The sequence below is a fragment of the Sphingomonas piscis genome, assembly GCF_011300455.1.
GTDB lineage: Bacteria > Pseudomonadota > Alphaproteobacteria > Sphingomonadales > Sphingomonadaceae > Sphingomicrobium > Sphingomicrobium piscis.
Map to the genome: position 1 here is coordinate 108545 of NZ_CP049869.1, position 25772 is coordinate 134316.

Annotated in this window: 28 protein-coding genes, 2 tRNA genes and 2 pseudogenes; 19 read left to right on the forward strand and 13 right to left on the reverse strand. The window is 64.3% G+C overall.

Annotated elements, in window-relative coordinates; translation table 11 throughout:
• The first annotated feature begins 26 nt into the window (after window positions 1-26).
• From G7077_RS00540 to G7077_RS00560, 5 genes are read left to right on the forward strand one after another with little or no spacing between them, the layout of a single operon-like run.
• On the forward strand, window positions 27-617 hold the full coding sequence (locus G7077_RS00540) for a hypothetical protein (RefSeq protein ID WP_166410025.1): 591 nt from the start codon (window positions 27-29) through the stop codon (window positions 615-617).
• The gene (locus G7077_RS00545; protein ID WP_166410026.1) at window positions 617-973 is read left to right on the forward strand and encodes a phage holin family protein; all 357 of its coding nucleotides are present in this window, start codon (window positions 617-619) and stop codon (window positions 971-973) included. Before G7077_RS00540 ends, G7077_RS00545 begins: the two co-directional genes overlap by 1 nt.
• Window positions 970-1326 carry a DUF3618 domain-containing protein gene (locus G7077_RS00550; protein ID WP_166410027.1) on the forward strand — a complete coding sequence of 119 codons (357 nt, stop codon included), beginning with the start codon at window positions 970-972 and terminating at the stop codon, window positions 1324-1326. The genes G7077_RS00545 and G7077_RS00550 overlap by 4 nt, the downstream gene beginning before the upstream one ends.
• The gene (locus tag G7077_RS00555) at window positions 1319-1759 is read left to right on the forward strand and encodes a hypothetical protein (RefSeq protein ID WP_166410028.1); all 441 of its coding nucleotides are present in this window, start codon (window positions 1319-1321) and stop codon (window positions 1757-1759) included. Before G7077_RS00550 ends, G7077_RS00555 begins: the two co-directional genes overlap by 8 nt.
• Window positions 1760-1813: 54 nt before the next feature.
• Window positions 1814-2071 carry a DUF4170 domain-containing protein gene (locus G7077_RS00560; protein ID WP_166410029.1) on the forward strand — a complete coding sequence of 86 codons (258 nt, stop codon included), beginning with the start codon at window positions 1814-1816 and terminating at the stop codon, window positions 2069-2071.
• 4 nt (window positions 2072-2075) lie between these two features.
• Here G7077_RS00560 and G7077_RS00565 read toward each other — a convergent pair whose 3' ends face one another.
• The 5 genes from G7077_RS00565 to carA form a co-directional block, all read right to left on the reverse strand.
• Window positions 2076-2663 carry a rhomboid family intramembrane serine protease gene (locus tag G7077_RS00565; protein ID WP_246167247.1) on the reverse strand — a complete coding sequence of 196 codons (588 nt, stop codon included), beginning with the start codon at window positions 2661-2663 and terminating at the stop codon, window positions 2076-2078.
• Between the two features lie 56 nt (window positions 2664-2719).
• Window positions 2720-3196 (reverse strand): transcription elongation factor GreA, encoded by a 477-nt coding sequence (greA, locus tag G7077_RS00570; protein ID WP_166410030.1) that lies wholly within the window; start codon window positions 3194-3196, stop codon window positions 2720-2722.
• A 74-nt stretch (window positions 3197-3270) separates the two neighbouring features.
• Entirely contained in the window at window positions 3271-6597 is a 3327-nt protein-coding gene (gene carB / locus G7077_RS00575; RefSeq protein ID WP_166410031.1) for a carbamoyl-phosphate synthase large subunit, read from the reverse strand.
• Window positions 6597-6929, reverse strand: a complete 333-nt coding sequence (locus G7077_RS00580) for a hypothetical protein (RefSeq protein ID WP_166410032.1) — start codon at window positions 6927-6929, stop codon at window positions 6597-6599. Before G7077_RS00580 ends, carB begins: the two co-directional genes overlap by 1 nt.
• Window positions 6926-8200 (reverse strand): glutamine-hydrolyzing carbamoyl-phosphate synthase small subunit, encoded by a 1275-nt coding sequence (gene carA, locus G7077_RS00585; protein ID WP_166410033.1) that lies wholly within the window; start codon window positions 8198-8200, stop codon window positions 6926-6928. Before carA ends, G7077_RS00580 begins: the two co-directional genes overlap by 4 nt.
• A gap of 149 nt (window positions 8201-8349) precedes the next feature.
• Here carA and G7077_RS00590 point away from each other — a divergent pair, with 149 nt between their 5' ends.
• From G7077_RS00590 to G7077_RS00610, 5 genes are all read left to right on the forward strand, one after another.
• On the forward strand, window positions 8350-8805 hold the full coding sequence (locus tag G7077_RS00590; protein ID WP_166410034.1) for a GatB/YqeY domain-containing protein: 456 nt from the start codon (window positions 8350-8352) through the stop codon (window positions 8803-8805).
• Window positions 8806-8887: 82 nt separating this feature from the next.
• Entirely contained in the window at window positions 8888-9280 is a 393-nt protein-coding gene (locus tag G7077_RS00595) for a GIY-YIG nuclease family protein (RefSeq protein WP_166410035.1), read from the forward strand.
• Complete coding sequence (gene dnaG / locus G7077_RS00600; protein ID WP_166410036.1) at window positions 9277-11115, forward strand: DNA primase; 1839 nt, start codon at window positions 9277-9279, stop codon at window positions 11113-11115. The genes G7077_RS00595 and dnaG overlap by 4 nt, the downstream gene beginning before the upstream one ends.
• A 26-nt stretch (window positions 11116-11141) precedes the next feature.
• Window positions 11142-13187, forward strand: coding sequence for an RNA polymerase sigma factor RpoD (gene rpoD, locus G7077_RS00605; RefSeq protein ID WP_166410037.1), 2046 nt, complete (start codon window positions 11142-11144; stop codon window positions 13185-13187).
• Window positions 13188-13781: 594 nt separating this feature from the next.
• A complete protein-coding gene (locus tag G7077_RS00610; RefSeq protein ID WP_166410038.1) occupies window positions 13782-15350 on the forward strand; it encodes a hypothetical protein in 1569 nt (522 codons plus the stop codon).
• A gap of 181 nt (window positions 15351-15531) precedes the next feature.
• Here G7077_RS00610 and G7077_RS00615 read toward each other — a convergent pair whose 3' ends face one another.
• Window positions 15532-15837: a hypothetical protein gene (locus tag G7077_RS00615; protein WP_166410039.1), complete on the reverse strand. Its 306-nt coding sequence runs from the start codon at window positions 15835-15837 to the stop codon at window positions 15532-15534.
• 201 nt (window positions 15838-16038) lie between these two features.
• Between G7077_RS00615 and G7077_RS00620 the strand changes: the two genes are divergently transcribed.
• The gene (locus G7077_RS00620; protein ID WP_166410040.1) at window positions 16039-16578 is read left to right on the forward strand and encodes a fasciclin domain-containing protein; all 540 of its coding nucleotides are present in this window, start codon (window positions 16039-16041) and stop codon (window positions 16576-16578) included.
• 387 nt (window positions 16579-16965) lie between these two features.
• Here the strand turns inward: G7077_RS00620 and G7077_RS00625 are convergent, their stop codons facing one another.
• A complete protein-coding gene (locus G7077_RS00625; RefSeq protein WP_246167249.1) occupies window positions 16966-17181 on the reverse strand; it encodes a hypothetical protein in 216 nt (71 codons plus the stop codon).
• Window positions 17182-17553: 372 nt separating this feature from the next.
• Window positions 17554-18129: a DUF4142 domain-containing protein gene (locus G7077_RS00630; RefSeq protein ID WP_166410041.1), complete on the reverse strand. Its 576-nt coding sequence runs from the start codon at window positions 18127-18129 to the stop codon at window positions 17554-17556.
• A gap of 124 nt (window positions 18130-18253) precedes the next feature.
• Here G7077_RS00630 and G7077_RS00635 point away from each other — a divergent pair, with 124 nt between their 5' ends.
• Genes G7077_RS00635 through G7077_RS00650 form a run of 4 tightly spaced genes read left to right on the forward strand, consistent with a single transcriptional unit; the run spans window position 18254 to window position 20594 of the window.
• Entirely contained in the window at window positions 18254-18679 is a 426-nt protein-coding gene (locus tag G7077_RS00635) for a DUF3597 domain-containing protein (protein WP_166410042.1), read from the forward strand.
• A 46-nt stretch (window positions 18680-18725) separates the two neighbouring features.
• On the forward strand, window positions 18726-18974 hold the full coding sequence (locus G7077_RS00640; protein WP_166410043.1) for a DUF2842 domain-containing protein: 249 nt from the start codon (window positions 18726-18728) through the stop codon (window positions 18972-18974).
• A gap of 37 nt (window positions 18975-19011) precedes the next feature.
• Complete coding sequence (locus G7077_RS00645) at window positions 19012-20142, forward strand: cell wall hydrolase (RefSeq protein ID WP_166410044.1); 1131 nt, start codon at window positions 19012-19014, stop codon at window positions 20140-20142.
• A complete protein-coding gene (locus G7077_RS00650) occupies window positions 20139-20594 on the forward strand; it encodes a hypothetical protein (RefSeq protein WP_166410045.1) in 456 nt (151 codons plus the stop codon). Before G7077_RS00645 ends, G7077_RS00650 begins: the two co-directional genes overlap by 4 nt.
• On the opposite strand, the gene G7077_RS00655 is transcribed toward G7077_RS00650, so the two are convergent.
• From G7077_RS00655 to G7077_RS00675, 5 genes are all read right to left on the reverse strand, one after another.
• Window positions 20580-21392, reverse strand: coding sequence for a J domain-containing protein (locus G7077_RS00655; RefSeq protein ID WP_206367653.1), 813 nt, complete (start codon window positions 21390-21392; stop codon window positions 20580-20582). The two genes, G7077_RS00650 and G7077_RS00655, sit on opposite strands and share 15 nt — an antisense overlap.
• A gap of 54 nt (window positions 21393-21446) precedes the next feature.
• Window positions 21447-21523, reverse strand: a tRNA-Asp gene (locus G7077_RS00660).
• A 19-nt stretch (window positions 21524-21542) separates the two neighbouring features.
• A complete protein-coding gene (locus G7077_RS00665; protein ID WP_166410047.1) occupies window positions 21543-22745 on the reverse strand; it encodes an AI-2E family transporter in 1203 nt (400 codons plus the stop codon).
• Between the two features lie 68 nt (window positions 22746-22813).
• Window positions 22814-22898: transfer RNA gene (locus G7077_RS00670), tRNA-Leu, on the reverse strand.
• A 45-nt stretch (window positions 22899-22943) separates the two neighbouring features.
• Complete coding sequence (locus G7077_RS00675; protein WP_166410048.1) at window positions 22944-24452, reverse strand: YifB family Mg chelatase-like AAA ATPase; 1509 nt, start codon at window positions 24450-24452, stop codon at window positions 22944-22946.
• A gap of 139 nt (window positions 24453-24591) precedes the next feature.
• On the opposite strand from G7077_RS00675, the gene G7077_RS00680 reads away from it, so the two are divergent.
• From G7077_RS00680 to yidD, 4 genes and pseudogenes are all read left to right on the forward strand, one after another.
• Complete coding sequence (locus G7077_RS00680) at window positions 24592-25002, forward strand: hypothetical protein (RefSeq protein WP_246167251.1); 411 nt, start codon at window positions 24592-24594, stop codon at window positions 25000-25002.
• Window positions 25003-25100: 98 nt separating this feature from the next.
• Complete coding sequence (rpmH, locus tag G7077_RS00685; RefSeq protein ID WP_166412229.1) at window positions 25101-25235, forward strand: 50S ribosomal protein L34; 135 nt, start codon at window positions 25101-25103, stop codon at window positions 25233-25235.
• Window positions 25236-25294: 59 nt separating this feature from the next.
• Window positions 25295-25558: pseudogene (gene rnpA, locus G7077_RS00690) on the forward strand (ribonuclease P protein component); the annotation flags it as partial.
• Window positions 25555-25766, forward strand: a pseudogene (gene yidD, locus G7077_RS13835) (membrane protein insertion efficiency factor YidD). The pseudogenes rnpA and yidD, both read left to right, overlap by 4 nt.
• Window positions 25767-25772 lie beyond the last annotated feature (6 nt).

The window sequence follows — 25772 nt, forward strand, 5'->3', positions numbered from 1 at the left end:
AAGGGTTGTGACGGGAAAAGGAGGACATGATGCCGCAAGACAACGACCTTCCCGAAGGCACCGATACGATCATCAACGGCGCCAGCGAAACGGGCAATACCCGCCTGGACGACAGCGGCAGCGATGCGCTGATCGTCGACACCACCACCGGCAGCAATCCGACCGGCACGGGCGGACCGGTTGCCGACGCGCCGACCTCGACCGGCAGCTGGGGCGACAAGCTTCGCGACGGCCGCCAGCAATTCAGCGGCCAGGCATCGGAAAAGGTGCAGGGCCTTGTCGGCCAAGGTCTCGAGCGCTCGTCCGAAGCGCTTGGCAACGTGTCGCGCATGATCGGCGACACCGCCGCCGGCATCGATGAGCGGCTCGGCCAGGAATATGGCGACTACGCCCGCCGCGCCGCTCAGGCGATCGAGGATGCAGCGAACAGCCTCGCGTCCAAGCAGCCGGAGGAACTGATCGACGATGCCCGCAACTTCGTCCGCAAGAGCCCGGGCGTTGCCCTGGCCGGCGCCGCGGTGCTCGGCTTCGCGCTGACCCGGCTCGTCAAGAACGGCCTGCCATCCGCTTCGGGCGACAATGACGATGAACCGCGCCGGACGACCTCCGCGGACTGATGCTGAAGCCCATCGATCCCGCCATGCACCCCACCGGTCCTAATGAGGAACGTCCGGTGGGTGAGCTTGTCCACCGGTTGGTGGAGGACGGCAAGGCTTATGCCCGTGCCGAGGTGAACCTCGCGAAGGCGATTGCGACGGCCAAGGGCAAGGCATTGGCATTGCCCGTCGGCCTGTTCGCAACGGCCTTCGTGCTGGTTCTCGCGGGCGTGACGGCGCTTGCGGTCGGTGTGGTCATTGCCTTGGCCAAGTTCGTCGGACCGCTGGCTGCCGGCCTGATCAGCCTTCTGATCTTCGCCGGCATCGCAGGGCTCCTGAGTTACATCGCCATCACGAAGCTGCGGAGCGGCGCATGACCAAGGACACTCCCGAAGTCGCCGCCGCCCGGATCGAGGCGGAACGGTCCCGAGCCCGAATGATGTCGAGCGCTCATGCGTTGCAGGAGCGGATCAGCCCTCGCGTCCTCGCCCGAGACGCATGGGAAGGTGCAAAGCTCAAAAGCGCCGACCTGGTCGAGGACGGCGTGGACGCGGTGAAGCGCAACCCCGGCACCGCTGGCGGGATCGCTGCGGCGGCAATGCTGTTCCTGCTCCGGCACCCGTTGATGGACCTCGCCGGCAAGGCTGGGGATGGAATTAAGACCAAGTCCGCGGCCCGCAAGAGCCGCAAGAAGAATTCCGAACAAACGGAGAGTGCAGACCATGACTGACAACACGACTCGCGAACCGCAGACCGCCGCTGAAGAGCGCGGCCTGGTCGGCAATGCCCGCCAGCGAGCGCTGGATGCCTATGGCTCCGCCCGCGACGGCGTCGCCAATGCCCGCCAGCGCACTTCCCAGGGTCTCGATGAAGCCCCTCTGATCGCGATCGCCGGAGGCCTTGCCGCCGGAGCCCTCATTGCGGCCCTTCTTCCCAAGACAGACACGGAAACAAAGGCCCTTCGTCCGGTCGGTAAGCGCCTGACCGACACCGCCAAGGCTGCAGCAACGGCGGCCAAGGACACAGGAACGCAGCGCCTCGCTGAACTCGGCCTGACCCCGGAAAAAGGCAAGGACACGCTGCGCACCATCCTGGAAGGTGTTACGGACGCGGCCAAGACCTCGGCGCAGGCAGCGCTCGGCACCGCCCGCAACGGCCAGTAAGGCAAGTCGCCCATGCCGGTTCGCAACGCTCGATTTTCCTGCTAGCGGGCCGGCATGAGCAAGCTTCACCTCGTCTTCGGCGGCCGAGTCAAGGATCCCCGCGGCCTGGAATTCGCCGACCTGAACTCCATCGATCTCGTCGGTCTCTTCGACAATTATGCTGACGCCGAGGACGCCTGGCGCGGCAAGGCGCAGGCCACCGTTGATGATGCCGAGATGAAATATGTGGTGGTCCACCTCCACCGACTGCTTGAGCCGGACAGTGAACCGGCGGGTACGCCATCCGCTGCGGAGCAACGCTCGAACGCCTGAGCGGTCAGGCCTTCCGATACCGCCACAGCAAGAGCGGCCGCTGAAGCAGCAGCCCCGCCAAGAACCCACCGATATGCGCGGGCGTCGCCAGCATATAGCCCTGCCCGCCCGCGATCACGCCCATCGCCAGTTGCAGCAGGACCCAGGCGGCAAGCAGCCACAATGCATTGAGCCACATGTTCAGCCGTACCGACTTGGTAATTTGCTTCGGCCGGCCGAAACTCAGGGAGAAGGCGCCGATCACGGCCGAGATTGCGCCGCTGGCGCCGATCATCGGCACCACCCCACCCGGATCCGCAAGGAATTGCGCACCGGCGGAAATGAATGCCCCGACCAGATAGAGGGTGATCAGCCCGCCCTTGCCAAGCACACGCTCCACCGCCGTGCCGCACCACAGCAGCATCAGCAGGTTGAAGGCTAGGTGGAAGATTCCGCCATGCACAAGCGTCGCGGTGAGCGGCGTCAGAAAAGCGGGCACGGCGCCGGGGATCTGGACGGCCCCGAGGAGCCGCGCCGGAATGAAGCCCATGATTCCCGCCGCCACCTGGTCCAGCCCGGCAGCGGTCACCAGCAACCACATCAGCGCGGTCACCGCGCCGATCGCTACCGTCGCTGTTCGGACGGCGCTCTGAAATTCGACGGTGTGTCTCAGATGAACTCGATCTTCTTGATCTCATAGTAACGGTCGCCGGCCGGCGTCGTCACTTCGACCTCGTCACCGACCTGACGCCCGATGAGCGCACGGCCGAGCGGCGAATTGTAGCTGATTCGCCCGACCTTGGCGTCCGCCTCGGTTTGTCCGACGAGCTGGTAACGGACTTCCTTGTCGTCTTCATCCAGCATGGTGACCGTGGCGCCGAATACGACCTTGTCGCCCGACAGGGTCGTGGGATCGATAACCAGCGCCCGCGCCAGGCGGTCTTCCAGATCGGCGATGGTCGCCTCGATCTGGCCCTGGCGCTCCTTCGCGGCATGATATTCGGCATTTTCCGACAGGTCGCCATGGGCGCGCGCTTCCTCGATCGCCTCGACGACGGCCGGACGCTCTTCGAGCTTCAGGCGACGCAGTTCGTCGCTCATCGTGCGGTGGCCCTCGGCCAGCATCGGCACCTTGTCGGAAGCCATGGTAAAAACCCTTTATCAAAACCTCACCGTCGCCCCGGTGGGGGCGGCTTGGCGATCGATATGTCAGTGGAAGCTTAGTTCGCGGAGGCGGAATAATAAGCCTGCAACGAGCCGACTTCAAGCGCACGGCCCCGAAGGGCCTCGATCGCATGCGCCGCCGCAACACTCGCAGCCGCCGTGGTGAAGTACGGAACCTTGCGCAGCAGCGCCGTCACGCGGATCGAGTGGCTGTCCTTCAGCGACTGCCAGCCTTCCGTCGTGTTGAACACCAGCCCGACTTCGCCGTCGAGCAGCCGGTCGACGATATGCGGCCGCCCCTGCGCGACCTTGTTGACCCGCTCCACCGGAATGCCCTGGCTCTCAAGATGCGCGGCAGTGCCGTCGGTGGCGATCAGCTTGAACCCAAGCTCCACCAGCTTGCGCGCCGCCGGCAAGATATTGTCCTTGTCCGCGTCCTTGACCGACACGAAGGCGGTGCCGCTGTCCGGCAGGATGGTCCCCGACCCGATCAGCGCCTTGCCGAACGCCGTATGGAAATCCTTATCGATTCCCATCACTTCGCCCGTGCTCTTCATTTCCGGCCCGAGCTGTGGATCCGTTCCGGGGAAGCGCGCAAAGGGGAAGACGGATTCCTTCACCGCCACATGCTTCACCGTGCGCGGGATCGCAGGCAGGTCGACCAATTTTTCGCCCGCCATCACCCGCGCGGCGATCTTCGCAACCGGCGTTCCGATCGCCTTGGCGACGAACGGCACCGTCCGGCTCGCGCGCGGATTGACCTCGATCAGGTAGACCTCGCCGTCCTTGACCGCGAACTGGACGTTCATCAGCCCCTTGACATTCAGCGCCAGCGCCAACTCCTGCGCCTGCCGCTCGATCTCGGCGACGATCTCCGGTGAAAGGCTCGACGGCGGCAGCGAACAGGCACTGTCGCCCGAGTGAACTCCCGCTTCCTCGATATGCTGAAGCACGCCTGCGACCACCGCCTCGGTCCCATCGCAGATCGCATCCACGTCCACCTCGATGGCGTCCCGCAGATAACGGTCGATCAACACCGGGCTCGATCCCGACACCTGCACAGCGGTTGCGATATAAGCGTCGAGCTGCGCCGGCCCGTCGACCACTTCCATCCCGCGCCCGCCAAGCACGTAGGACGGCCGCAGCAGCACCGGATATCCGATCCGCTCCGCCACCGCGATCGCCTCGTCCCGGCTGCGCGCCAGCCCGTTCGCCGGCTGCTTCAGCTTCAGCCGCTGGACCAGGTCTGCGAACCGCTCCCGGTCCTCAGCGAGATCGATGCTGTCAGGCGACGTGCCAAGGATCGGCACGCCCGCATTCTGCAGCTCTTGCGCCAGCTTCAGCGGAGTCTGTCCGCCCAGCTGGACGATGACGCCAAGCAACTCACCCGACGCAGCCTCGCGCCGGACGATTTCCAACACGTCCTCGGCCGTCAGCGGTTCGAAATAGAGCCGGTCCGACGTGTCCGGGTCGGTCGATACCGTCTCCGGGTTGCAGTTCACCATCACGGTCTCGAGACCCACACCGTCACGTCCCAGCGCAAAGGCGGCGTGGCAGCAGCAATAATCGAACTCGATGCCCTGCCCGATCCGGTTCGGGCCGCCGCCCAGGATTACGACCTTGCGCCGGTCGCTCACCTCCGCCTCGTCCACCGGCTCGCCGAACAAAGGCGCCTCATAGGTGGAATAAAGGTAAGGCGTCGTCGCATCGAACTCCGCCGCACAGCTGTCGATCCGCTTGTACACGGGGTTCACGCCCAGCTTCTGCCGATGCTTGCGGACCTCCGCCTCAGTCGTGCCGCCGCTCATCGCCTTCATTGCATCGTGAACAACGCCCGATTCCGGCTCCCGTGCCGAATGGACGCTGTACACCGCCAACTCGGCCAGGCGCGCATCCGAAAAGCCCATCGCCTTCAGGCGCCGCATGCCCCGGGCATCCTGCGGCAAGCCCTTCGCGCGCACCTGACGCTCCGCCTCGACGATCTCCGCCAGACGCTGGAGAAACCACGGATCGAAGCCCGCAATCTGGTTGATCCGCTCGACGCTGATCCCCTGCCGCAACGCCTCCGCCGCGACCAGGAGCCGGTCCGGAGTTTGCCGCGCCAGCGCCGTCTCGATCGCCTGGGTGTCGGCGTCGATCAGCGCCTCGATCCGGTCGAGGCCCTTCAGCCCCGTCTCCAGCCCCCGCAGCGCCTTCTGCAGGCTCTCTGGGAAGCTCCGCCCGATCGCCATCACTTCGCCGACCGACTTCATCGCGGTCGACAAGAGCGGCTCCGACCCCTTGAACTTCTCGAAGGTGAAGCGCGGGATCTTAGTGACCACATAATCGATGGTCGGCTCGAAACTCGCCGGCGTCGCGCCGCCGGTGATGTCGTTCTTGATCTCGTCCAGCGTGTAGCCGACCGCCAGCCGCGCCGCGACCTTGGCGATGGGAAAGCCCGTCGCCTTGGATGCCAGCGCCGAGGATCGCGATACGCGCGGGTTCATCTCGATCACGACCATGCGCCCGGTCTTGGGATCGACTGCGAACTGGACGTTGGAACCGCCTGTTTCGACACCGATTTCCCGAAGCACGGCGATGCTCGCCGAGCGCATCCGCTGATATTCCTTGTCGGTCAGCGTCAACGCCGGGGCGACGGTGATCGAATCCCCCGTATGCACCCCCATTGGGTCCACATTCTCGATCGAGCAGATGATGATGGCATTGTCCGCCCGGTCGCGGACCACCTCCATCTCATACTCCTTCCACCCGACCAGGCTTTCGTCGATCAGCACCTCGGTGGTTGGCGACGCCTCAAGACCGGTGCGGACATAATGGTCATATTCCTCGCGGTTGTAGGCAATGCCGCCGCCCGTCCCGCCTAGCGTGAAGCTCGGCCGTATGACCGCCGGGAGACCGACCGTGCCGAGCGCCGCCTGCGCCTCCTCCATCGAATGGACGATGGCCGAGCGCGGGCTTTCCAGCCCGATCTTGTCCATCGCATCGCGGAATTTCTGCCGGTCCTCGGCCTTCTCGATCGCCGCGGCATTGGCGCCGATCAGCTCGATGCCCAGCCGGTCGAGGGTTCCGTCCTTGTAGAGCGCCAGCGCCGTGTTCAGCCCCGTCTGCCCGCCCATGGTCGGGAGCACGGCATCGGGACGTTCCTTCTCCAGGATCTTGGCGACAATCTCCGGAGTCACCGGCTCGATATAGGTCGCGTCCGCAAGCTCCGGATCGGTCATGATCGTCGCCGGGTTGGAATTGACGACGATGACCCGGTACCCTTCGTCCTTCAGCGCCTTGACCGCCTGCGACCCCGAATAATCGAACTCCGCCGCCTGTCCGATGACGATGGGACCGGCACCGATGATGAGGATGGAGGAAATGTCTGTGCGGCGGGGCATTAGAAGATCACCCTCGGGTGCCACATGAGCTTCAGCCCAATCCGCGCTGCACCTTGTTGAAGACACGGTAGCGCGGCCCCGACCGCATGCTGTCGCGCCACCTTCGCGAGAAGCGATTTGTCTTCAGGGTTTATGTCGTCTCTCCTACCGGCCTCGCGGTATTCGTTGATGTGAACGGTGCTGACATCGACGAGGATGATTTCCACCCGCAGGTCTGGAACACCGCAGCGCTTAGCAACTTCTGAAAAGGCTTCGATCTTCCCATTTTTAGGGGAGATTACGGGATCCGCGGCGAGCAAAGCTAAGGCCATGCCTAACATCGCGGGCATCACTTCATGCTCTCCACGAAGCGTTGGAACAGGTAAAAGCTGTCCTGCGGCCCCGGGCTCGCCTCGGGGTGATACTGGACGCTGAACGCCGGGCGGTCGGTCAGCTCGAACCCGCAGTTGGAGCCGTCGAACAGGCTGACATGCGTCTCGCGCGCATTGGCGGGCAGCCCTTCGCGCTCGACCGCGAAGCCGTGGTTCATACTGGTGATCTCGACCACCCCGTCGGCGAGGCGCTTCACCGGATGGTTGGCGCCGCGATGGCCCTGGAACATCTTCGACGTCCGCCCGCCCACGGCCAGCGCAAGCAGCTGATGCCCAAGGCAGATGCCGAACAGGGGCTTCTTCGTCTCCAGCATCTGCCGGATCACCGGCACCGCATACTCCCCCGTCGCCGCCGGATCGCCGGGCCCGTTCGACAGGAAGAAGCCGTCCGGATCATGGCTCATGATCTCGTCGAAGCTTGCCTCGGCGGGAACCACGGTGACCTCAGCACCCGCCTCAACAAGCAGGCGGAAAATGTTGTGTTTGTTGCCGTAATCCACCGCAACGACGTGGCGACGTCTCTTCTCCCCTCCCGCACTGCGGGAGGGGCTGGGGGAGGGCATGTCGGAAGTGGAAGTGGACAGTCCCTCCCCTTCGGTGCTCCGCACCTCTTCCCCTCCCGCCTGCGGGAGGGGAGACGAGAGTTCATACCCCTGTCCCCAATTCCACTTGCCGCCGGTCCACCGCTCGACCTGCAGTCGCGACACTTCCTTGGCGAGGTCCATTCCCTCAAGCCCAGGCCATTCCGCAGCCATCCGCTGGAGCGCTTCCACATCGAACTTGCCGTCCCCACGATGCGCAATCGCAATATTCGGCGGCCCCTCCTTCCGCACCAGCTGCGTCAGGGATCGTGTATCCACCCCGCAGATCCCGATCCGCCCCTTATGCTTCAGCCAGGCATCGAACCCCATCGATGCGCGATAATTGCTGGGCTCCGTCACCACCTCACGAACGAGACATCCAAGCGCATGTGCCTCGGCCGCCTCAACATCCTCGTCGTTCGCCCCGACATTGCCGACGTGCGGAAAGGTAAAGGCGATGACCTGCTTCGCGAACGAGGGATCGGTCATGATCTCCTGGTAACCGGTCATTGCGGTGTGGAAGCACAGCTCGCCGACCGCCTCGCCCTCGGCGCCGAAGCCGCCGCCCCAGATCACCCGCCCATCGGCAAACACGATGACTCCCGTCGCGCCTTCGGGTTGAGGCGCGGGCGAGGGTCGTGCTTCGGCCATCAGGGATGGGAGCCTTTCAAAGTGGGTGCAGCAATGTCGCTAAGTGGTGCGGGCTAGGGGCATGAAGCCGCGACGTCAACCGCTGTAAATTCGCGAACAATGCCGCTATCGGCTGGTCCTTTCCGCTACGCGACAGAACGAGAGACCGCATGATCCGCGACGACATCAAGGCTGCTTTGGTGACTGCCATGAAAGGCGGCGACAAGGCCTCCACCGGCACCATTCGCCTGATCCAGAGCGCGCTCAAGAATCGCGATATCGAACTGCGCACCGGCACCGCAGTGCCGGACGACGACCTTCTCGTCACCGAAGTGATGCAAAAGATGATCAAGCAACGCCGCGAATCGGTGGAGCTTTACCGCAAGGGTGGCCGAGAGGAGCTTGCCGCCACCGAGGAAGCGGAGATCGCCGTCATCGAGCGCTTCCTGCCCGCCCAAATGAGCGAGGACGAGGCGAAAGCCGCTGTGGCCGCGATCGTCGCCGAAACCGGCGCGAGCAGCATGAAGGACATGGGCCGAGTGATGAGCATCGTGAAGGAACGGCATGCCAGCAGCATTGAGCCGGCACGGGCGAGCCAGTTGGTGAAGGCAGCACTTGCGGGCTAGACACCTACTTCCGTTGGCCTGAAAGTGCGTCCCACAGACTCGTTCGTCCCGAGCGAAGTCGAGGGGCGCCGCACCAACGTCGATGCAGTTCTGGGTCTACATCCTCCGCTGCGGTGACGGCTCCTACTACACGGGTCACACGGACGATCTCGACAAGCGCATGGCTGAACATCAACAAGGTCTGGGCTCAGACTGGACCAAGCGCCGGTTGCCGGTTGGACTTGCTTGGTGCGAGGTCATGACTTCCCGCTTGGAAGCGCTCGAAGCCGAACACCGCATCAAACCCTGGTCTCGCGCCAAGAAGGAAGGCCTGATCGCACGTGACTGGGCACGGGTGTCCTACTTTGCCCGGCCGCCCGGCGAGCGCCCCTCGACTTCGCTCGGGACGAACGAGGTTGAGGGTCGTCCGGAAGAACCCGTTAGTACCGAGCGGAGCGCGGAGCGCGTAGTCGAGGTGCGCTCGCCCCGACCATGACCCTCTCCCCCGCCTTCCTCGACGAGCTGCGCGCCCGCACCCTCCTCTCCGCCGTCATTGCGCCGTCGGTGAAACTCACCAAGGCCGGCCGGGAGTGGAAGGCCTGCTGCCCGTTTCACAACGAGAAGACACCCAGCTTCACCGTCAATGACGAGAAGCATTTCTACCATTGCTTCGGCTGCGGCGCGCATGGGGACGCCATTCGCTTCCTCACTGACGCGCGCGGCATGCCGTTCATGGACGCGGTGAAGGAGCTGGCGGGCAAGGCCGGTCTCGAGGTGCCCGCCCCCGACCCCCGATCCCGCGAACGGGCCGAGCGTGCCGCCTCGCTGACTGACGTCATGGCGTCGGTGCAGTCCTGGTACGCCGACCAGCTGCAAGGCAGCGAGGGCGGCGAGGCCCGCGACTACCTGAAGAAACGCGGCATCAACGCCGATCAGGTGAAGCGCTTCGGCATCGGCTTTGCGCCGGACGGGCGAACCAAGCTCAAGAACGCGCTCCACTCGCTGGGTGAAGAGGCGCTGGTCGAAACCGGAATGCTCATCAAGCCGGAAGACGGCGGCGCCGCCTACGACCGCTTCCGCGGCCGGCTGATGATCCCCATCAAGGACGTACGCGGCCGCGTCATCGGCTTCGGCGGCCGCATCATCGGCCAGGGCGAACCGAAGTACCTCAACTCGCCCGAGACCAGCCTTTTCGACAAGGGCCGGACCCTCTACAATCTCGACCGCGCCGGCCCCGCAAGCCGCGCCGCGAACCGGCTGATCGTGGTCGAAGGCTATATGGACGTGATCGGCCTCGACCGCGCCGGGATCGGCGAGGTGGTCGCACCCAACGGCACTGCGGTCACGGAGAGCCAGCTCGAACGCATGTGGCGGCTGGAGCCCTCCCCCATCCTCTGCTTCGACGGCGACAATGCCGGGCAGAAGGCCGCGATCCGCGCCGCCACCCGCGCCCTTCCCCACCTCGGCCCCGAACGCACCCTGCGTTTCGCCGAGCTCCCTGCCGGGCAGGACCCGGACGATCTCGTCAAATCCGGCGGCCGGGAAGTATTCGAAGAAGTCATCGCCAGGGCCGAACCCTTGAGCGACCGGCTCTACCGCCACGAGGCCGCCGCCCAGCCGCTCACCACCCCCGAAGCCCGCGCGGGCCTTCGCCAGCGCCTGCTTGCCCACGCCTCTGCCATCGGCGACCAGGCGCTCGCCCGCCTCTACCGCGACGAATGGCTGTCCCGTTTCGATGCGGAAGTCGGCCGCCGTGCTCCCGCGACCCAGCGCTTCACCCCGCAGCGGCGCGGCAGCTTTGTGAAAGGCCGCTTCGTCCCGCCAGAACCCCCCTTGTCCGACACCGCCAGGGGCATCTCCTCCACCGGCATCGACGGCCGGACCGCCCGTGCCCTGCTCCTTGGGTTCGCCCACTTCCCGCAGCTGCTCGCCGACCATGCCGAGCAGCTCGCAACCCTTCCGATCGCCGATCCCAAGGCAGCCGCCGCCCGCAACGAACTGATCGCAAAGGCTTTCTCCGGCGCCGCGCTTGACCGCGAGGAACTCACCCCCATATTCGCCATGCTGGGCGCCAAGGGCGGAACTCCCTCCCGCAACGTCATCAGCTTCTCGTTCACCCGTCCGGACAGCGATCCGGCGCGCGCAAGTGCCGATCTCGCGGCTGCCGTCGAGGCGCTCGCGGCGGGGGAACAGGTGGATCGGGCGCTGGCCCTTGCAACCGAGAGGTTCAAGGCCGACTGCACCGAGGAAGCCTATGGGGAGCAGCAACGCCTCATCGAGGCGAAACGTAAGTTGAACGAACGGCTGGCGTCTCTCGCCGGCACCGACTAAGCGGCGGGAGTAGAATCACAGGCACGATGGCAAAAAACGACACCCAGGACACCGACACCGTCGACGCTGGCGATGCGCCGCTGATCGACCTCAACGACGCGGGCATCAAGAAGATGATCGCGCGCGCCAAGAAGCGCGGCATCGTCACTTACGAGGAATTGAACGAGGCCCTGCCCCAGGACCAGATGTCGTCCGAGCAGATCGAGGACATCATGTCCGCGCTCAACGACATGGGCATCAACGTCGTCGAGAATGACGAAAAGGGCGACGACGACGAGGAGGAGGATTCCGAGCAGGAAGCCGCTCCCGACGAGGAAGTCGATCCGCTGGACGACGGCGGCCCCCGCCCAGCCGCCGCGACCAAGAAGGAAGCCGTCGACCGCACGGACGACCCCGTCCGCATGTATCTGCGCGAAATGGGCGCCGTCGAATTGCTCTCCCGTGAGGGCGAGATCGCGATCGCCAAGCGCATCGAGGCCGGCCGCGACACGATGATCTGGGGCCTGTGCGAAAGCCCCATGACCTTTAACGCCATCATCGGCTGGTCCGACGCCTTGAACGAAGGCCGCATGCAGCTTCGCGAGATTCTCGATCTCGACGCCATGCTGTCCAAGGGACCCACCGCCGAGCAGATCGCCGGCGCCGAGGAAGAAGGCGCCGAGGACGAGATCAGCGAAAAGACCGCCGGCCCGACCATCAAGGAAGAGGAAGACGTCGCCGACGAGCCCGAGGCGAAGAACGAAGACGACGAGGATATGGTCGAGCGCCGCACCCCGGCGCAGACCGACGACGACGACGAGGACAATACCCTTAGCCTCGCGCAGATGGAGGAGACGCTCAAGCCGCAGGCGCTTGAGACCTTCGCCACCATGACCGCCATCTTCAAGAAGTTTGCCAAGGTGCAGGAGGCGCGCCTCACCGCGCTCGGCAGCGCGGCCGAATTCCCGGCGGCGGAAGAGAAGAAATATCAGAAGCTCCGCGAGGAGCTCACCGCCCAGGTCGAAAGCGTGCAGTTCCACGCGTCCAAGATCGAATATCTGGTCGATCAGCTCTACAGCTACAACAAGCGCCTCACGGCCCTCGGCGGCCAGATGCTCCGCCTCGCCGAGCGTCACCGCGTGCCGCGCAAGGCCTTCCTCGACAGCTACATGGGGTCCGAGCTGGACGACAGCTGGCTTGCCCGCGCGTCCAAGATTGACAAGAAATTCGCCGCCTTTGCCGAGGCCGAGGCTCCGACCGTCGAGCGCATCCGGACCGAAATCAGCGAGATCGCCCAGAACGTCGGCACCTCGCTCCCTGAATACCGCCGCATCGTCAACATGGTGCAAAAGGGCGAGCGCGAGGCCCGCATCGCGAAAAAGGAAATGGTCGAGGCCAACCTCCGCCTCGTCATCTCCATCGCCAAGAAATACACCAACCGCGGCTTGCAGTTCCTGGACCTCATCCAGGAAGGCAACATCGGCCTGATGAAGGCGGTCGACAAGTTCGAATATCGCCGCGGCTACAAGTTCTCGACCTACGCGACCTGGTGGATCCGGCAGGCGATCACCCGCTCGATCGCCGACCAGGCCCGCACCATCCGCATCCCGGTGCACATGATCGAGACGATCAACAAGCTCGTCCGCACCGGTCGCCAGTTCCTCCACGAAACCGGCCGCGAAGCGACGCCCGAAGAGCTCGCCGAGCGCCTCTCCATGCCCCTGGAGAAGGTCCGCAAGGTGATGAAGATCGCCAAGGAGCCGATCAGCCTCGAAACCCCCATCGGCGACGAGGAAGACAGCCACCTCGGCGACTTCATCGAGGACAAGAACGCCGTGATTCCCGTGGACGCCGCGATCCAGGCGAACCTCAAGGAAACGGTGACCCGGGTGCTGGCGTCGCTGACGCCGCGCGAGGAGCGCGTGCTGCGCATGCGCTTCGGGATCGGGATGAATACGGACCACACCTTGGAAGAGGTTGGGCAGCAGTTTTCGGTGACGCGTGAGCGTATTCGGCAGATCGAGGCTAAGGCTTTGCGGAAGTTGAAGCATCCTAGCCGTAGCCGGAAGATGCGGTCGTTCCTCGACCAATAGCGCTTTCTCCCCTCCCGCTTGCGGGAGGCGCCGGGGGTAGGCCCTTCCTCGTTCGTCCTCAGCGAAGTCGAAGGGTGTTCCCGAGCGCGCAAGCCGACTAGCGGGTCGGCCTGAGCCAAAACTGTAGGACGAACCCGACTGACCTCGGGACTCACTCTCGTGACGGGCTTTTGCGCCACGCCCAAACAAGCTTTGCCGATGCCCTGATCAGTAATGCAACACCACTGCACAGGATGAAGACGTTTTGCGCGGTGTCATTGATCTCCACCGTGACGAACCTTTCTAACATTGTTTGCATGCGGTGGATTGTGGCGGATCAGACAACTCGATTTATGCGGTTCCCATGCGCTATTGATGCGTAATGAAAGCGGATTCCGACGGTAAGTCATTCGGGAAGCTACTTGGTGAGCTAATCCTCAGAAAACGTCGTGCGGCCGGTCTAACCCAGATTCAGCTTGCAGAAGATGCCTATGGAACGAGCTCGAAGACGCGGCGCATCAGCGAGTTAGAAGGTGGTAAAGTTGCTAGTCCGCATCCGGCGACCATCGACCCCATCATCTCAATCCTAAAGATAACTGAAGCGGACATTGAACAATGTGCCAAGCTGGCTTCAGAGAGGCCGCATATGACGCGTTGGATGAGGCTTATCGCAACGCCCGGAATCTGATTGAAAGTGCAGCAAGGCAATTTGAGCATTCGAAGCCTGACGCTTCACTCGCCGAGTTAGACGAATTTCTTCGAGCCAAGGCCGAGGAGTGGCGCGAGTTACGGGGAAGACTAGCGGCTCTGGAGGCGGTCGAATTCAATTCGAAGGCCATAATCCAGCAAGCTGAAGCAGCACTCTCAAGCGGATCACTCGATAAGGTTGACGAACTCTTAGCTTCTGCTGAAGCAAAACTTCAAAACGAGCATACCCTTAAGGCCATCGAAAAGCAGGCCGCGCTCCGCATTACGAGAGGCAACGCGGCTTTGTTGGGAGAAGATCCTGCTGCTGCGCTGGCACACTACAGGGCCGCAGCGAGGTATTTCGAGCCATTCGATGAGCAAAAGGCTGTTGAGACGCTGCAGGCTCTGGCTGAAGAGGTCTATGAAGGCTCGCTCCGTTCATTAGAACCGCGCTTCTTTGTGGCTGCCGAACTACTCGAGGACATCAGCAGGACCGGTCTTGTTCAGGGTGATCCGGAGCAGTCGGCAAAATTGAACTATCGACGAGGGCTTGTTCACCTCAACGCTGCCCGAGGTTCGCAAGACGAGAATGCAAACCTCGATGCTGCGGTCGACTTTTCCCGAAGAGCAACCGAAGTACCTCAAGGAACGTTGAACGAATTCGAGTCAGCCTGCGCCTACATTGGTCTTGCCAATGCCCTCATGGAAAGGGGCAGTAGACGCAAAAGCATAGCTGACATTGAAGACTCAATTGCGAATCTGCGAACAGCGCGGGTTATTGCCAAAGAAGTCCCTGACGCAGCCCCCATGGCATCCCATGTTTCCAACAGTTTGGGTGCCGCAATCTTGGTTCGCCGAAGGCTCAAGCCAGACGTCTCGGTGGAGCTTCGCCAGGAGGCTTTGGCAGAATTCGAACAGGCGGTCGTCGACAGCGAAGAGCATAGCACGCCTGAGGTCTGGGGCGCGGCAAAGGTAAACGTTTCCCGAATACTCGCCGAAAGCGCACGAGATGCGGAGCTTTCAGAACCAGAACGCGACTTCCTGCGGATTCGCGCGATTACCGGATATCAAGCGGGGATTGAGACTTACCCTGTGACCTTGTTCCCTGATCGCTTTGGTGACGCACAGTTCGAACTCGCTGGTGTTCTGTTCGAACACTCAACCTTCCAACAAGGGCAGTTATCAGAAATCTACTTAGCTAGAGCGATCCAGTCGTATCAGATGGCAGCGCAAGTTTTTGAGGTAGAGAGACACCCATATAGATGGGCCGCTATCCACATGTGTGTCGGTTCTGCATTTGCTCGACATGCACAACTTGAGACCACGTTCGACAAGACGTCCGATTTTAAGCAAGCCATAACTTGCTACGAAGAGGCAGCTCGCGTTTTTGCCGAACTGAATTCGACTGAGGAGGCATTGCGCTGCGAAAGTGAAATCAAACGACTCCACGCAGTTTCTGAAGCTGCCAAATCGGAAACGCATCCCTCCACCTATTAGCCAACATGAGGCCGTCACGGGAGTAAATCCCGTGACGTCAGACGGGTTCGCTCGCCTGAGGGCTCGCGCCCCGCTGGCCGGCATGCGCGCTCTCTTCGCCTAGCTTGCGCTTGCCTCGGGCATGCGCTGCACTACGCTCGGGGGCTTATGTAGCTGCCGCACGCCTGTCCGCCGTGTTGGATTACTTGGTCGCGGAAACGACCCGGGCCAGCCGCTCCTGACCGGCCACGGCGGCGTCGGCGTCAAGCGCCGGCTGCGCGCCTGACACCGGCTCGGCCGCCCGTTCGACGGCCACCGTCTCGGTGCTGGTCTCGACGCTGCTGATCTTGTCGCCCTCACCGGCAACGATGATCGTTTCCTGACCGTTCGCGCCGGCCAGGCGAAGGATGCGGCGGTTCTGGACGCTGCGCCACCCGACGGCGACGACAACGGCGAACACGCCCAGTCCGAACAGGATGGACAGCAGCGTGGAGGTGGATTGGGTCATTGGTCTTCGCCTCGAAATTGGTCTGCCGATCACTAGCGCCGCCAAAGGTTAAGATGTCTGCCGCTGGCGGTTCGCGGCGTCGACCCCGGTTCCCGATCGCACATGGCCCATCAGTCCCCCAAAGGCGGTATGCCCGCCTTGCCCTCGGCTTCCCACCTCTCGTGAGCCGACCCCCTCGGCGACAAAAAGAGGAAATTGACGATGAAGCCTTTCACCACAATGCTCGCCGCCGCGCTGGCAAGTACGGCCCTGCTCGCCCCCGCTCCCGCACTGGCCGACCACCACATGGGCGCCAAGGGTAATATCGTGGGCGCCGTATCCTCGTCCAAGGATCACAACACGCTGGAAGCCGCGGTCAAGGCGGCCGGCCTGACCAGCACGCTGGCCGGCAAGGGCCCGTTCACCGTCTTCGCTCCGACCGATGCCGCATTCGCCAAACTTCCGGCCGGAACGCTCGACACCCTGCTGAAGCCGGAAAACAAGACCATGCTCACCGGCATTCTCACCTACCATGTCGTGCCCGGCAGCGTCACCGCCGCGCAGCTCACGCAGCAGATCGCGGCCGGTGGCGGATCGGCATCGCTGACCACGGTCCAGGGCGGCACGCTCACCGCGCGCGTCGTCGATGGCAAGGTCGTGCTGACCGATGCCAAGGGCGGCACCGCCACGGTGGTCATGGCGGACCTCAAGCAATCCAACGGCGTCATCCACGCAACCGACGCCGTGTCCCTGCCGATGTAACTTGCCTGTCCCGACGGCGTCACGGCGTAAGATCCGTGACGCCGCAACGGACCGGGGTCAGCGCGTCGCCTCACTTGGCGCTGTCCTACACACCCCACTTTGTGGCTTACCCCGGTCGATGCGCTGCTTAACGGACAAAGGCGACACCAACGCGACAAAGGTGACAAAGGTCACACTTCAATCCCGAAATGCCCTTCCCTGTCCTCACGCAATCGCCGCCTACCGCGTCACCTTCGTGAACTTAGGCGCAGGTGATCGTTGCACCAGACCCGGACGCCGGATGGGACGTCGTACCACGAACATCAGGGGGCCTTCGCGGCATCAGGCCGAGCCCCTGCAAAACCTCGCCAGGACGTCACCCGTGTCAACTTCCTCTGGGGAGGAATCCTATTTCGGCTGGTGCGGGTACTTGGCGAGGCGGCGCTGGCCTGCCGCGGCGGCGGCACCCTTTTCCAGCTCCTCGGCCGTTCGCTCGGCCGCTTCGGGGGTCATCATCAGGTCGACGCCGTCGGGGCCGTCGAGAACGACGTCGCCCTTGGTCGCGTTCACCTTGGTGCTTTCGTCGTAAACCTTGCCATCGCCCATGGCGGATGAAGGCTTCACTCCCGATTAGGTTCCTCTCGCCGAGCGGCGCGGAGGCGCAGGGGCGTCGTTCCGGAGCCGAAAGGCTGGGAAACCTGACGCCTGGCGAGCGTTGGAAATTCAAACAACCTGAAAGGGTTAGACGATGGATCAGGCAATTTTCCTGGCCATCGGCATGGCAGATCGGAATGACGCGCGGTTGTTGCTCCCGTCATTTGAGCGAACATGGCCCCTCGACCGGACGCCATGTTTCGACGGCTTACTTCGGATGATCGACCAGGCCGATGGCCGAACGGCCGACCACGGCTCCGCCCGCCACTAGGCAGCGGAGCGGTAGAAGACCGAAAAAGCAGGCGCCCCGGCATCTCGCCGCGGGCGCCTGTCTTTCTTCGCTTACTTCAGGCCCTTGGCCATGTTGAGGTGGGCGGTAACGACCGGCACCAGACCGCTTGCGAAGGACTTCAGCGCCGGCGTGTCGCCGCCGCTTGCATAGGCGTTCAGCGTGTCGAGCGTCTTCTGGTGCGCCTCGACCTGGGCGGCGGCATAGGCGCTGTCGAAATCCGCGCCCTTCAGGCCCTTGAGGCTGTCCAGCTTGGCCTGCTGCTCGGCGTTCAGCGTATCGTCGGGAGTGATCGCGGGCGTCATCCCGGCAACCGTGCTCTTCAGCTTGGCGGTGCTGTCGGTGTGCCCCTTGATCATCTGCGCGGCAAACCTCTTCACCGCGGCGGAGGTGGCGGCGCTTTCCGCGAGGCGGGAGCTTTCGATCTCGAACCGGTCGCTTGCCGCCGCCGCATTGGCGAAGCCCTGGGCCGTCGTCGGCGCTGCCGTCATGGCGTCATTGCCCATCATCGAGCCATTGTCCGCCGTCAGGTTCACGTCGTTGGCGGTGGTCGCCGTCTCATCGCTTTTCTTGCACGCTCCAAGCGTCAGCGCTGCGCCGCACGCCACAATCAACAGCCTGTGTTTCATCGGAAATCCTCTCCTCAAGAGAGCGCCAGAACGAGCGCGGCGCGCGGTCCGTTCCGCGGCTCGTCGCGGACCTTCGCCACGCCCTGCTCGTTGAGCGATCGAACTTCTCGAGAGGAACAACGCCATGAGCCTGTTCGGCAACATCATGAACAAGATCTTCCACCACAAGACGGCGTCGCCCGCCTCGCAGGCGGACAATTCCCAGACCACGCCCAACTTCGCGCCGCAGGCCGCCGGCACGGCGACCCTCGCCCCGGCACCCGCTGCGGCGCCGACGGCGGCGTCGGCGCAGAACGTCGATGTCGGCCAGGTGCTGGGCGAGATGGCTGCGATGAAGAATGGCGGCGGCAACTACAAGACGTCGATCGTCGACCTGCTGAAGCTGCTCGACCTCGATTCGAGCCTGTCGGCGCGCAAGGAACTGGCCAGTGAGCTGGGCGTCCATGCCGGCGAGGATGGCAGCGCCGAACAGAATATCGCGCTGCACAAGGCAGTGATGGCGAAGCTCGCCGAAAATGGCGGCGTTGTCCCCGACGATCTTCGCAACTGACCGCCCGTCGATGACGTGATGTGCCGAAGGATGTAGGGTATCGACGATGTCGCCACCCGAACCCTCCTACCGCAAGCTGGTGAGCGCCGGCCTGATCATCCTGTTGATCGCCGCCTGGGCGTTGGTGGTCCTGCTTGCCGTGCCGGTCGTCGGCAACCTCCCGATCCTAGTCCAGGCGATCTTCTACCTCGCCGCGGGGATCGCCTGGATCTTCCCTTTAAAACCGCTCGTTCGCTGGTCAGAAACGGGACGCTGGACCAAGGCTGCTGCGGGGGAGGACGGTTCAAAAGGTTGAGCCGGGCGTATCAACGCACTATATCACCCCTCCTCCCATGACCCAGACCATTGCCCTTTCAGCCGCCCGTTTCTGGCGGAACTATCCGCGTGAGGCGGTGGTCGTTGGCGTTCTTGGCGTCGCCGCGGCGACAGCTGTTGCGGGTGCGACCTGGTCGGGGAAGTTTCCCACATCCACCGTCCAGGCGGTCGATGAAGTCGCACCCCCGGCGCCGCCGCCGCTGCTAGTGCGCGACGTGGCACCGGAAGATGCGCTGAAACTCAATTCGGCCATTCCCCTGGCGAACGGCCCCAACCCCGCCGCCACGCCTTTCAATTTGGCCAAGGCCTCCGCCGCAGACCGTGCTCGTGCGATCGAGTGCCTGACGAGCGCCGTCTATTACGAAGCGGGTAACGAAAGCGACGACGGACAGCGCGCCGTCGCACAAGTGGTGCTGAACCGAGTCCGCCACCCGGCCTTTCCGTCCACTGTCTGTGGTGTGGTGTTCCAGGGCTCGACCAGGGCCACGGGCTGCCAGTTCACCTTTACCTGCGACGGGTCGCTGACTCGGGCACCAATGGCCGGCAGCTGGGCTCGTGCCCGCAAGGTCGCTGAGGCCGCCCTGTCCGGCTATGTCTATGCGCCCGCCGGGCTCGCGACCCATTACCATGCAAATTACGTCGTGCCTTACTGGGCCTCCAGCCTGGCGAAGAATGCAGTTGTCGGTGCGCACATCTTCTACCGCTGGGCAGGCGGCTGGGGCCGTCCTCCGGCGTTCACCAGCCGCTATGCCGGCGGTGAGCCGAATGCTGCGGCGCTGAAGAACGCAGCGCTGGCGGCCGAGGTGGCGAATGCCGCAGCGGCGGCACAAGTTGCCGGGGCGACCGAAGGCGAACCGCTGAAGATCGAAAACCCGAAGGACTTGGCAGCCATGGATGCGCTGTTCGCCAATGGGAAGCCCGGCGCCAATGCCCGTGTCGGCGTCCGCTTCAACCCTGCGGCGCGCAAGGCCGTCGAAGACGCAATCGGCAAGAGCGGCAGCAACAAGCTTGCCTCGTCGGAGAATTTGCGCTGGTCGCTCAGTTCCGAAGCGGTGAAGGCCGACGAGCGTCCTCTTGGCACCAAGCGGGCCGAGGAATCGGTGAGCAGGGCGTTTGGTCCTGTTGCCGGCGGTGCAGCCGACCAGTGAGCAATTTCACGCCGGCCGAACGGATTGAGGTCGACCGGCAATATCGGATTCTCGTGAAGGCGTTGCACGAGCTCGACCCTGCTCACCCCAGACATTTGCGCGAAGCGCTGGCGCGGGCGGAGCAAGCGCCGACCGATCCCACCCTCGCCCGCGTGCTGGTCGCGCGTGAAGTGTTGCGCGGTGTTGCCTGGGAAGGTCGAAGCCCGCTGACCGTCCGTGACATGACCCTTCCCGGCGAGCTTGCCAGCGCCCTGTCCGATGCCGAGAAGCTGGGGCGCGCCATTGGCCGCTTCGCTTACCCGCCCAGGCGCGGCCTCCTCGGCATGATCCTGAAGCGCAAGAGCTTCTCGCAGGCCGGTAAGGAAGCGCTGATGCACTGCCGGGCGATCGGCGCTGCGCATGAGCGGCGCCAGTCGGCGCGTCGGCCCGGACGCGGCTTACGGCAGGCTTGAATTGACCGGCGCATCGGGCTCGGCAGGCGCCATCAAGGCCTGAACCTTTGCCCGAACCCGGTCAAGGCGTGCATCGATCGCCAGATAGTCGCCGGACAGCAACGTCGCCGCGTTGATCTGCCGAGCAGTGACCGCCGATGCCGCAAAAGGCCCGTCCTCACGCAGCGGATCGCGCTTCAGCAGTTCCAGCACCGCATCGTCGAAGGCGGCGCAGGTGTCGAGCCTCTCAAGTGTCGGTGCAGCACGAAGCTTCTGGTGACAGTCACGGCTTTCTTCCGCCAGCGCCGCCTCCCCGCCCCGCGGCAACAACCGCGTCGCGAGGCCGATCGCGCCTGATACGGCGGCGTCGCCGATCGGTTCGTCGAGGGACGCGGGACGGCCTGACGCCAATGCCGCCTCCGTTCCGTCGTTAGGCGATGGTTCGATCAATTCGCGGAACTGATCGGAGGATTGTAGGCTTAAAGCGGCAATTCTGTCCCACTGCAGATAAGCCGCGACCAGAATTCCCACGAGGGCAACGGGCCAGATGCGCGCCTTGCGCTTACGGCGCAGACGAAACTGGCTTGCCCGGCGCGCATACAGCGCTTCGGCCAGCGTGGACGCCCGCTGCTCGGGTTCGGGCGCCGGACATTTGCGCAGCTGGAAATAGGCCTGGTTGATCTCCGCAGCACGCGTGGCGTCGCCGCCCTCGCGATCAGGGTGAAAGCGTTTGATGAGGGTCCGGTAGGCGCGGTCCACATCGGCCTCGCTTGCCCCCGGCTCAAGCCCGAGAGTCTGGTATGCAGCCTCCGCGGTCACGTTGCGCACTCATGCTGAGGGGCCCCGAAGGGAATGCTTTTCCGATGTGCGAAATGGCGCGAGTGACGGGGCTCGAACCCGCGACCTCCGGCGTGACAGGCCGGCGCTCTAACCGACTGAGCTACACCCGCGCTTTGGACGGGCGGGGAACTAGGTGACGGCCTGATGACTGTCAACCGAGGCTTCCTCTTTTTCCTCCGGGTCGCCGACATGGGTCAATGTTCCATGCTCGAACAGGAAGCCGGCGATGTCCGGCGTGCCCGCCGCGGAGAAGATCGTCTTCATGATGATCAGCAGCGGAACCGCCAACAATGCGCCGGTGGTGCCCCACACCCAGGACCAGAAACTCAAGGCGATCAGGATCGCCAGCGGACTGATGGTCAGGCGCTTGCCGACGATCAGCGGCGTGATGAAGTTTGCCTCCACCATGTGCAATCCGACGAAAATGGCCGGCGGCAGCATTGCCGCCCAGACGTCCGGGAAGGTCATCAGTCCGCCGAAGAAGAGCAGCAAGGCCGAGGCGATCGGCCCGAGATAGGGAATATAGTTGAGCACCGCGACGATGCCGCCCCACATCAATGGCGAATCCATACCGAGCTGCCACAGGATCAAGGCAGTCAGGCCGCCCAGCACGACATTGATGAGCGTTATGGTGCCCAGGTAGGTCGAGGTGGCGTCCACCACCTGCTGAATGACCCGGGCGGTGGTCAGCGCTCCTTCGAAGGTCTCGCGGCTGACGATGGTGCGCTTGCGCATGCTGGTCCATCCGGCGAGGAAGAAGAAAATCACCAGCAGAGAGAAGAAAAGCTGGATCATCGCATGGGGAGCCGAGGAAGTGAGCAGCCCAAGCATGGAATTGGGCGTCTCGATCCGCACCGTTCGGCCCTGCTGCGGGGTGATCGCGATCTGCGACGTGGTGCGATCGATGAATCGGTCCAGCGTCTTGTAGAGGTCGAGCACCGGATCGAGCGCTTCCCGTACCTTGCCGATCCGCTGCGGCACCAGCGCGACCCAGTCGATCGCCGGCAGCACTATCGATCCGACCGCGAAAACGGCGATCAGCAGGAAGATGATGACGCACAGCCCCGCCGACAGCCGCGAGGGCACACCGCGCCGCTCGAACCATTCCAGCAGCGGCACAAGGGCGATGGCGATCACCAGCGCGGCGGTGACTGGAAGGAAGAATTCGGCGCCCTCGCGCAGCGCGAACGGCAAGGCGACGATCAGGCCAGCGCCGGCGATCAGGGTCAGGGACGCAAGCAGCCGATCGCGCTTGGTGGTATGCACCTCACCCAGCAGGTGCGGCTCATCGACCGTAGCGATGGCAGTAGGGTTGCTCGTACTCGCGTCCATGCCTCACCTTATCGAGGCATCGGGCGCTCCGCTAGGCGGGGCTCACGCGGATCACGGCAGGTTCGTATTGGTGCCCCCGGTCCGAGTCGAACGGACACTCCTTGCGGAACTCGATTTTGAGTCGAGCGCGTCTACCAATTCCGCCACGGGGGCACGCAAGCGCCTCCCTAACCGGCAGGCGCGGGCCGTGCAACGTTCTCAATTGCGCGGTGCCTGACGCCGGTAACTGAGCGCCTCCGCAACATGGATACGGCCGACGTCATCAGCGCCGGCCAGGTCGGCGACGGTGCGCGCGACGCGCATCACCCGGTGGAAACCACGCGCCGACAGCCGCATCGCCGACGCCGCGTCGTGCAGAAGCTTGCGGCCGGGCTCATCTGGGGTTGCTACCTTCTCCAGCAGGTCGCCATCCGCTTCGGCATTGGTCCTGACTCCGGTACCGCTGAAGCGGTTCGTCTGCGTCCTCCGCGCGGCGGCCACGCGCCCGGCAACCTCCGCGCTGCCCTCCGCCGGCGGCGGCAGGGTCAAGTCGGCGGCGGACACCTCCTGCACGTCGACGTGAAGATCGATGCGGTCGAGCAGCGGCCCCGACACACGCGCCTGATAGTCGGCGGCGCAGCGTGGTGCACGGCTGCAGGCGAGCGCCGGATCGCCAAGGTGGCCGCAGCGGCACGGGTTCATTGCCGCAACCAACTGAACACGAGCAGGAAAGGTAACGTGCGTGTTGGCCCGCGCGACACTGACGCTTCCGGTTTCGAGCGGTTGACGAAGAGAGTCGAGAACGACGCGCTGGAATTCCGGAAGTTCGTCCAGAAACAACACGCCCAGATGGGCAAGGCTGATCTCGCCCGGACGGACCCGCAAGCCGCCGCCGACCAGCGCCGGCATGGAGGCGCTGTGGTGCGGTGCACGAAAGGGTCGGCGCCGGCGGATGCGGCCGCCGTTCAGCTCACCGGCGACCGATGCAACCATGGAGACTTCGAGGGCCTCGGCGGGTTCCAGCGGCGGAAGAATGCCCGGAAGGCAGGCCGCAAGCAGCGACTTGCCGGCGCCCGGCGGGCCGCTCATCAACAGATTGTGACCGCCGGCGGCGGCGATTTCGAGCGCGCGCTTGGCGACCTCCTGCCCTTTGACCTGGGCGAGATCCGGACCTCCGGCCAGCGGCTCCACGTCGGCCACCTCAGGCGCCAAAAGAAGTGCCGTGCCGCGAAGATGGGCAAGCAACGCCAGCAGGTCAGGCGCGGCAAGCACCTCCACCTGCCCCGCCCAGGCCGCCTCGCTCCCCTGGGCTGCCGGGCAAATCAGCCCCTTCGCAAGCGAGCCGGCATGCAGTGCGGCCAGCAGTACTCCTGGCGATCCGGTGATCTTGCCGTTGAGCGACAGCTCCCCGACCGCAAGGTAGTGGGCCAGCGCCTCGGCATCTGCCGCACCGATCGCAGCAAGCAGCCCCAGCGCGATCGGCAGGTCGAAGTGCGAGCCTTCCTTTGGCAAGTCCGCGGGCGACAGGTTGACGGTGATTCGCTTGGGCGGGAGCGACAGCCCGATGGCGGAGAGTGCGGCCCGAACGCGCTCGCGGCTTTCAGCGACCGCTTTGTCCGGCAGGCCGACGATGATGAAGGCGGGCAAGCCGGCGGAGAGCTGGACCTGAACTTCAACGGACCGGGCTTCGAGCCCGAGGTAGGCAACGGTGGCAATGGTTGCGACCATCAGCAGCGCGCCTGCGCCGCCGACAAGCTGTTCGCGCGTGTCAGAAGTCCCCCTAGCTCGGCCTTGAAAGAGCTAGCTTGAGCGTGTCCGGGGAGCAAGCGCCTTGCGCACGGGCGACGGTGAGGCCACATCGACGTTCATGAGCAAGCGCGAACGGTGGCGAGCGATCATCGATCATCCGGTAACCGAATGGGCCATGTTCATCCTCGGCATACTGTTGCTCATCTGCGCCGCGCTGGTTGGACCGCTTCCGGGGCCTGGCGGCATATTGTTCGGAGTTCCGGGCCTGATCCTGGTTCTGCGGTCGAGCATGTGGGCGCGGCGGCGCTTTGTCGACCTCAAGCGGTGGGAGAAGGATCGTGCCCCAAAGATCGGACGGTGGCGGGTAACCCCCGGTCGGTGGGCCGATCTCGCGCTTCGCCGCCGAAGCGCCCTACGTCGCGAAGCACGGCGCAAGCAAAAGCTCGCCGAGGGTGGTTGCGCCGTCGCCGAGGCCGAATTGCCTCCGCCGTCATCGGAACTTGCCGACCGGGACGGGCAAACGCGTTGACTTCGGCCGCTCTCTTCAGTAACGCGCCCCTTAACAGCGGCTGCCGAACGGCGGCCCTTTTTCTTTGATCAACATTCTAGTTTCCAAGGGCATGAGCGATGAAGCGCACCTTTCAACCGAGCAACCTGGTCCGGGCACGCCGTCACGGCTTCCGTCACCGCATGGCGACGGTGGGTGGCCGCAAGGTGCTGAACGCGCGCCGCGCCCGCGGCCGCAAGAAGCTCAGCGCCTAGTTACCTTACGCAAACGCGCGGATTTCGTCGCGGCGAACAAGGGCCGGCGGCTTTCCGCGCCCGGCTTCCTGCTGCTGATCCGCGACCGTCAGGATTCTGATCCGACGATACGGGTCGGCTTCACCGTCACCAAGAAGATCGGCAATGCCGTGGTCCGCAACCGGATGAAGCGGCGATTCCGTGCCTTGGCGCGCGAGATTGTGCCGACGCACGGCATTCGCGGTGCCGATCATGTCATGGTTGGACGCCCCTCCGGTGTGGAGCGGGACTATTCCGCTCTTCGCCAGGAACTCACCGCGGCGTTGAACAAGGCGCGCCGATGATCGCGCGTCTGCTCATCTGGATTGCGCGCGGCTGGCAAAAGGGCCCCTCGCAGGTGCTTCCGCCCAGCTGCCGCTACCAGCCCAGCTGTTCTGCCTATGCGATTACCGCCTGGACGCGCTATGGGGCGCTCCGCGGCAGCTGGCTTGCAACCAAGCGCATCCTTCGCTGCCATCCCTGGGGGGCCAGGGGCACGACCCGGTTCCATGACGAGGA

Excerpts from the sequence above, each read along its gene's own strand:
- G7077_RS00555 (WP_166410028.1), top strand. The coding sequence starts at position 1,319 with ATGACTGACAACACGACTCGCGAACCGCAGACCGCCGCTGAAGAGCGC.
- G7077_RS00540 (WP_166410025.1), top strand. The coding sequence starts at position 27 with ATGATGCCGCAAGACAACGACCTTCCCGAAGGCACCGATACGATCATC.
- greA (WP_166410030.1), bottom strand. The coding sequence starts at position 3,196 with ATGGCTTCCGACAAGGTGCCGATGCTGGCCGAGGGCCACCGCACGATG.
- G7077_RS00610 (WP_166410038.1), top strand. The coding sequence starts at position 13,782 with ATGTGCCAAGCTGGCTTCAGAGAGGCCGCATATGACGCGTTGGATGAG.
- carB (WP_166410031.1), bottom strand. The coding sequence starts at position 6,597 with ATGCCCCGCCGCACAGACATTTCCTCCATCCTCATCATCGGTGCCGGT.
- G7077_RS00665 (WP_166410047.1), bottom strand. The coding sequence starts at position 22,745 with ATGGACGCGAGTACGAGCAACCCTACTGCCATCGCTACGGTCGATGAG.
- G7077_RS00615 (WP_166410039.1), bottom strand. The coding sequence starts at position 15,837 with ATGACCCAATCCACCTCCACGCTGCTGTCCATCCTGTTCGGACTGGGC.
- G7077_RS00590 (WP_166410034.1), top strand. The coding sequence starts at position 8,350 with ATGATCCGCGACGACATCAAGGCTGCTTTGGTGACTGCCATGAAAGGC.
- G7077_RS00545 (WP_166410026.1), top strand. The coding sequence starts at position 617 with ATGCTGAAGCCCATCGATCCCGCCATGCACCCCACCGGTCCTAATGAG.
- G7077_RS00595 (WP_166410035.1), top strand. The coding sequence starts at position 8,888 with ATGCAGTTCTGGGTCTACATCCTCCGCTGCGGTGACGGCTCCTACTAC.
- G7077_RS00640 (WP_166410043.1), top strand. The coding sequence starts at position 18,726 with ATGTCGCCACCCGAACCCTCCTACCGCAAGCTGGTGAGCGCCGGCCTG.
- rpmH (WP_166412229.1), top strand. The coding sequence starts at position 25,101 with ATGAAGCGCACCTTTCAACCGAGCAACCTGGTCCGGGCACGCCGTCAC.
- G7077_RS00630 (WP_166410041.1), bottom strand. The coding sequence starts at position 18,129 with ATGAAACACAGGCTGTTGATTGTGGCGTGCGGCGCAGCGCTGACGCTT.
- carA (WP_166410033.1), bottom strand. The coding sequence starts at position 8,200 with ATGGCCGAAGCACGACCCTCGCCCGCGCCTCAACCCGAAGGCGCGACG.
- G7077_RS00550 (WP_166410027.1), top strand. The coding sequence starts at position 970 with ATGACCAAGGACACTCCCGAAGTCGCCGCCGCCCGGATCGAGGCGGAA.
- G7077_RS00675 (WP_166410048.1), bottom strand. The coding sequence starts at position 24,452 with ATGGTCGCAACCATTGCCACCGTTGCCTACCTCGGGCTCGAAGCCCGG.
- G7077_RS00680 (WP_246167251.1), top strand. The coding sequence starts at position 24,592 with ATGAGCAAGCGCGAACGGTGGCGAGCGATCATCGATCATCCGGTAACC.
- G7077_RS00645 (WP_166410044.1), top strand. The coding sequence starts at position 19,012 with ATGACCCAGACCATTGCCCTTTCAGCCGCCCGTTTCTGGCGGAACTAT.
- G7077_RS00560 (WP_166410029.1), top strand. The coding sequence starts at position 1,814 with ATGAGCAAGCTTCACCTCGTCTTCGGCGGCCGAGTCAAGGATCCCCGC.
- G7077_RS00635 (WP_166410042.1), top strand. The coding sequence starts at position 18,254 with ATGAGCCTGTTCGGCAACATCATGAACAAGATCTTCCACCACAAGACG.
- rpoD (WP_166410037.1), top strand. The coding sequence starts at position 11,142 with ATGGCAAAAAACGACACCCAGGACACCGACACCGTCGACGCTGGCGAT.
- dnaG (WP_166410036.1), top strand. The coding sequence starts at position 9,277 with ATGACCCTCTCCCCCGCCTTCCTCGACGAGCTGCGCGCCCGCACCCTC.
- G7077_RS00620 (WP_166410040.1), top strand. The coding sequence starts at position 16,039 with ATGAAGCCTTTCACCACAATGCTCGCCGCCGCGCTGGCAAGTACGGCC.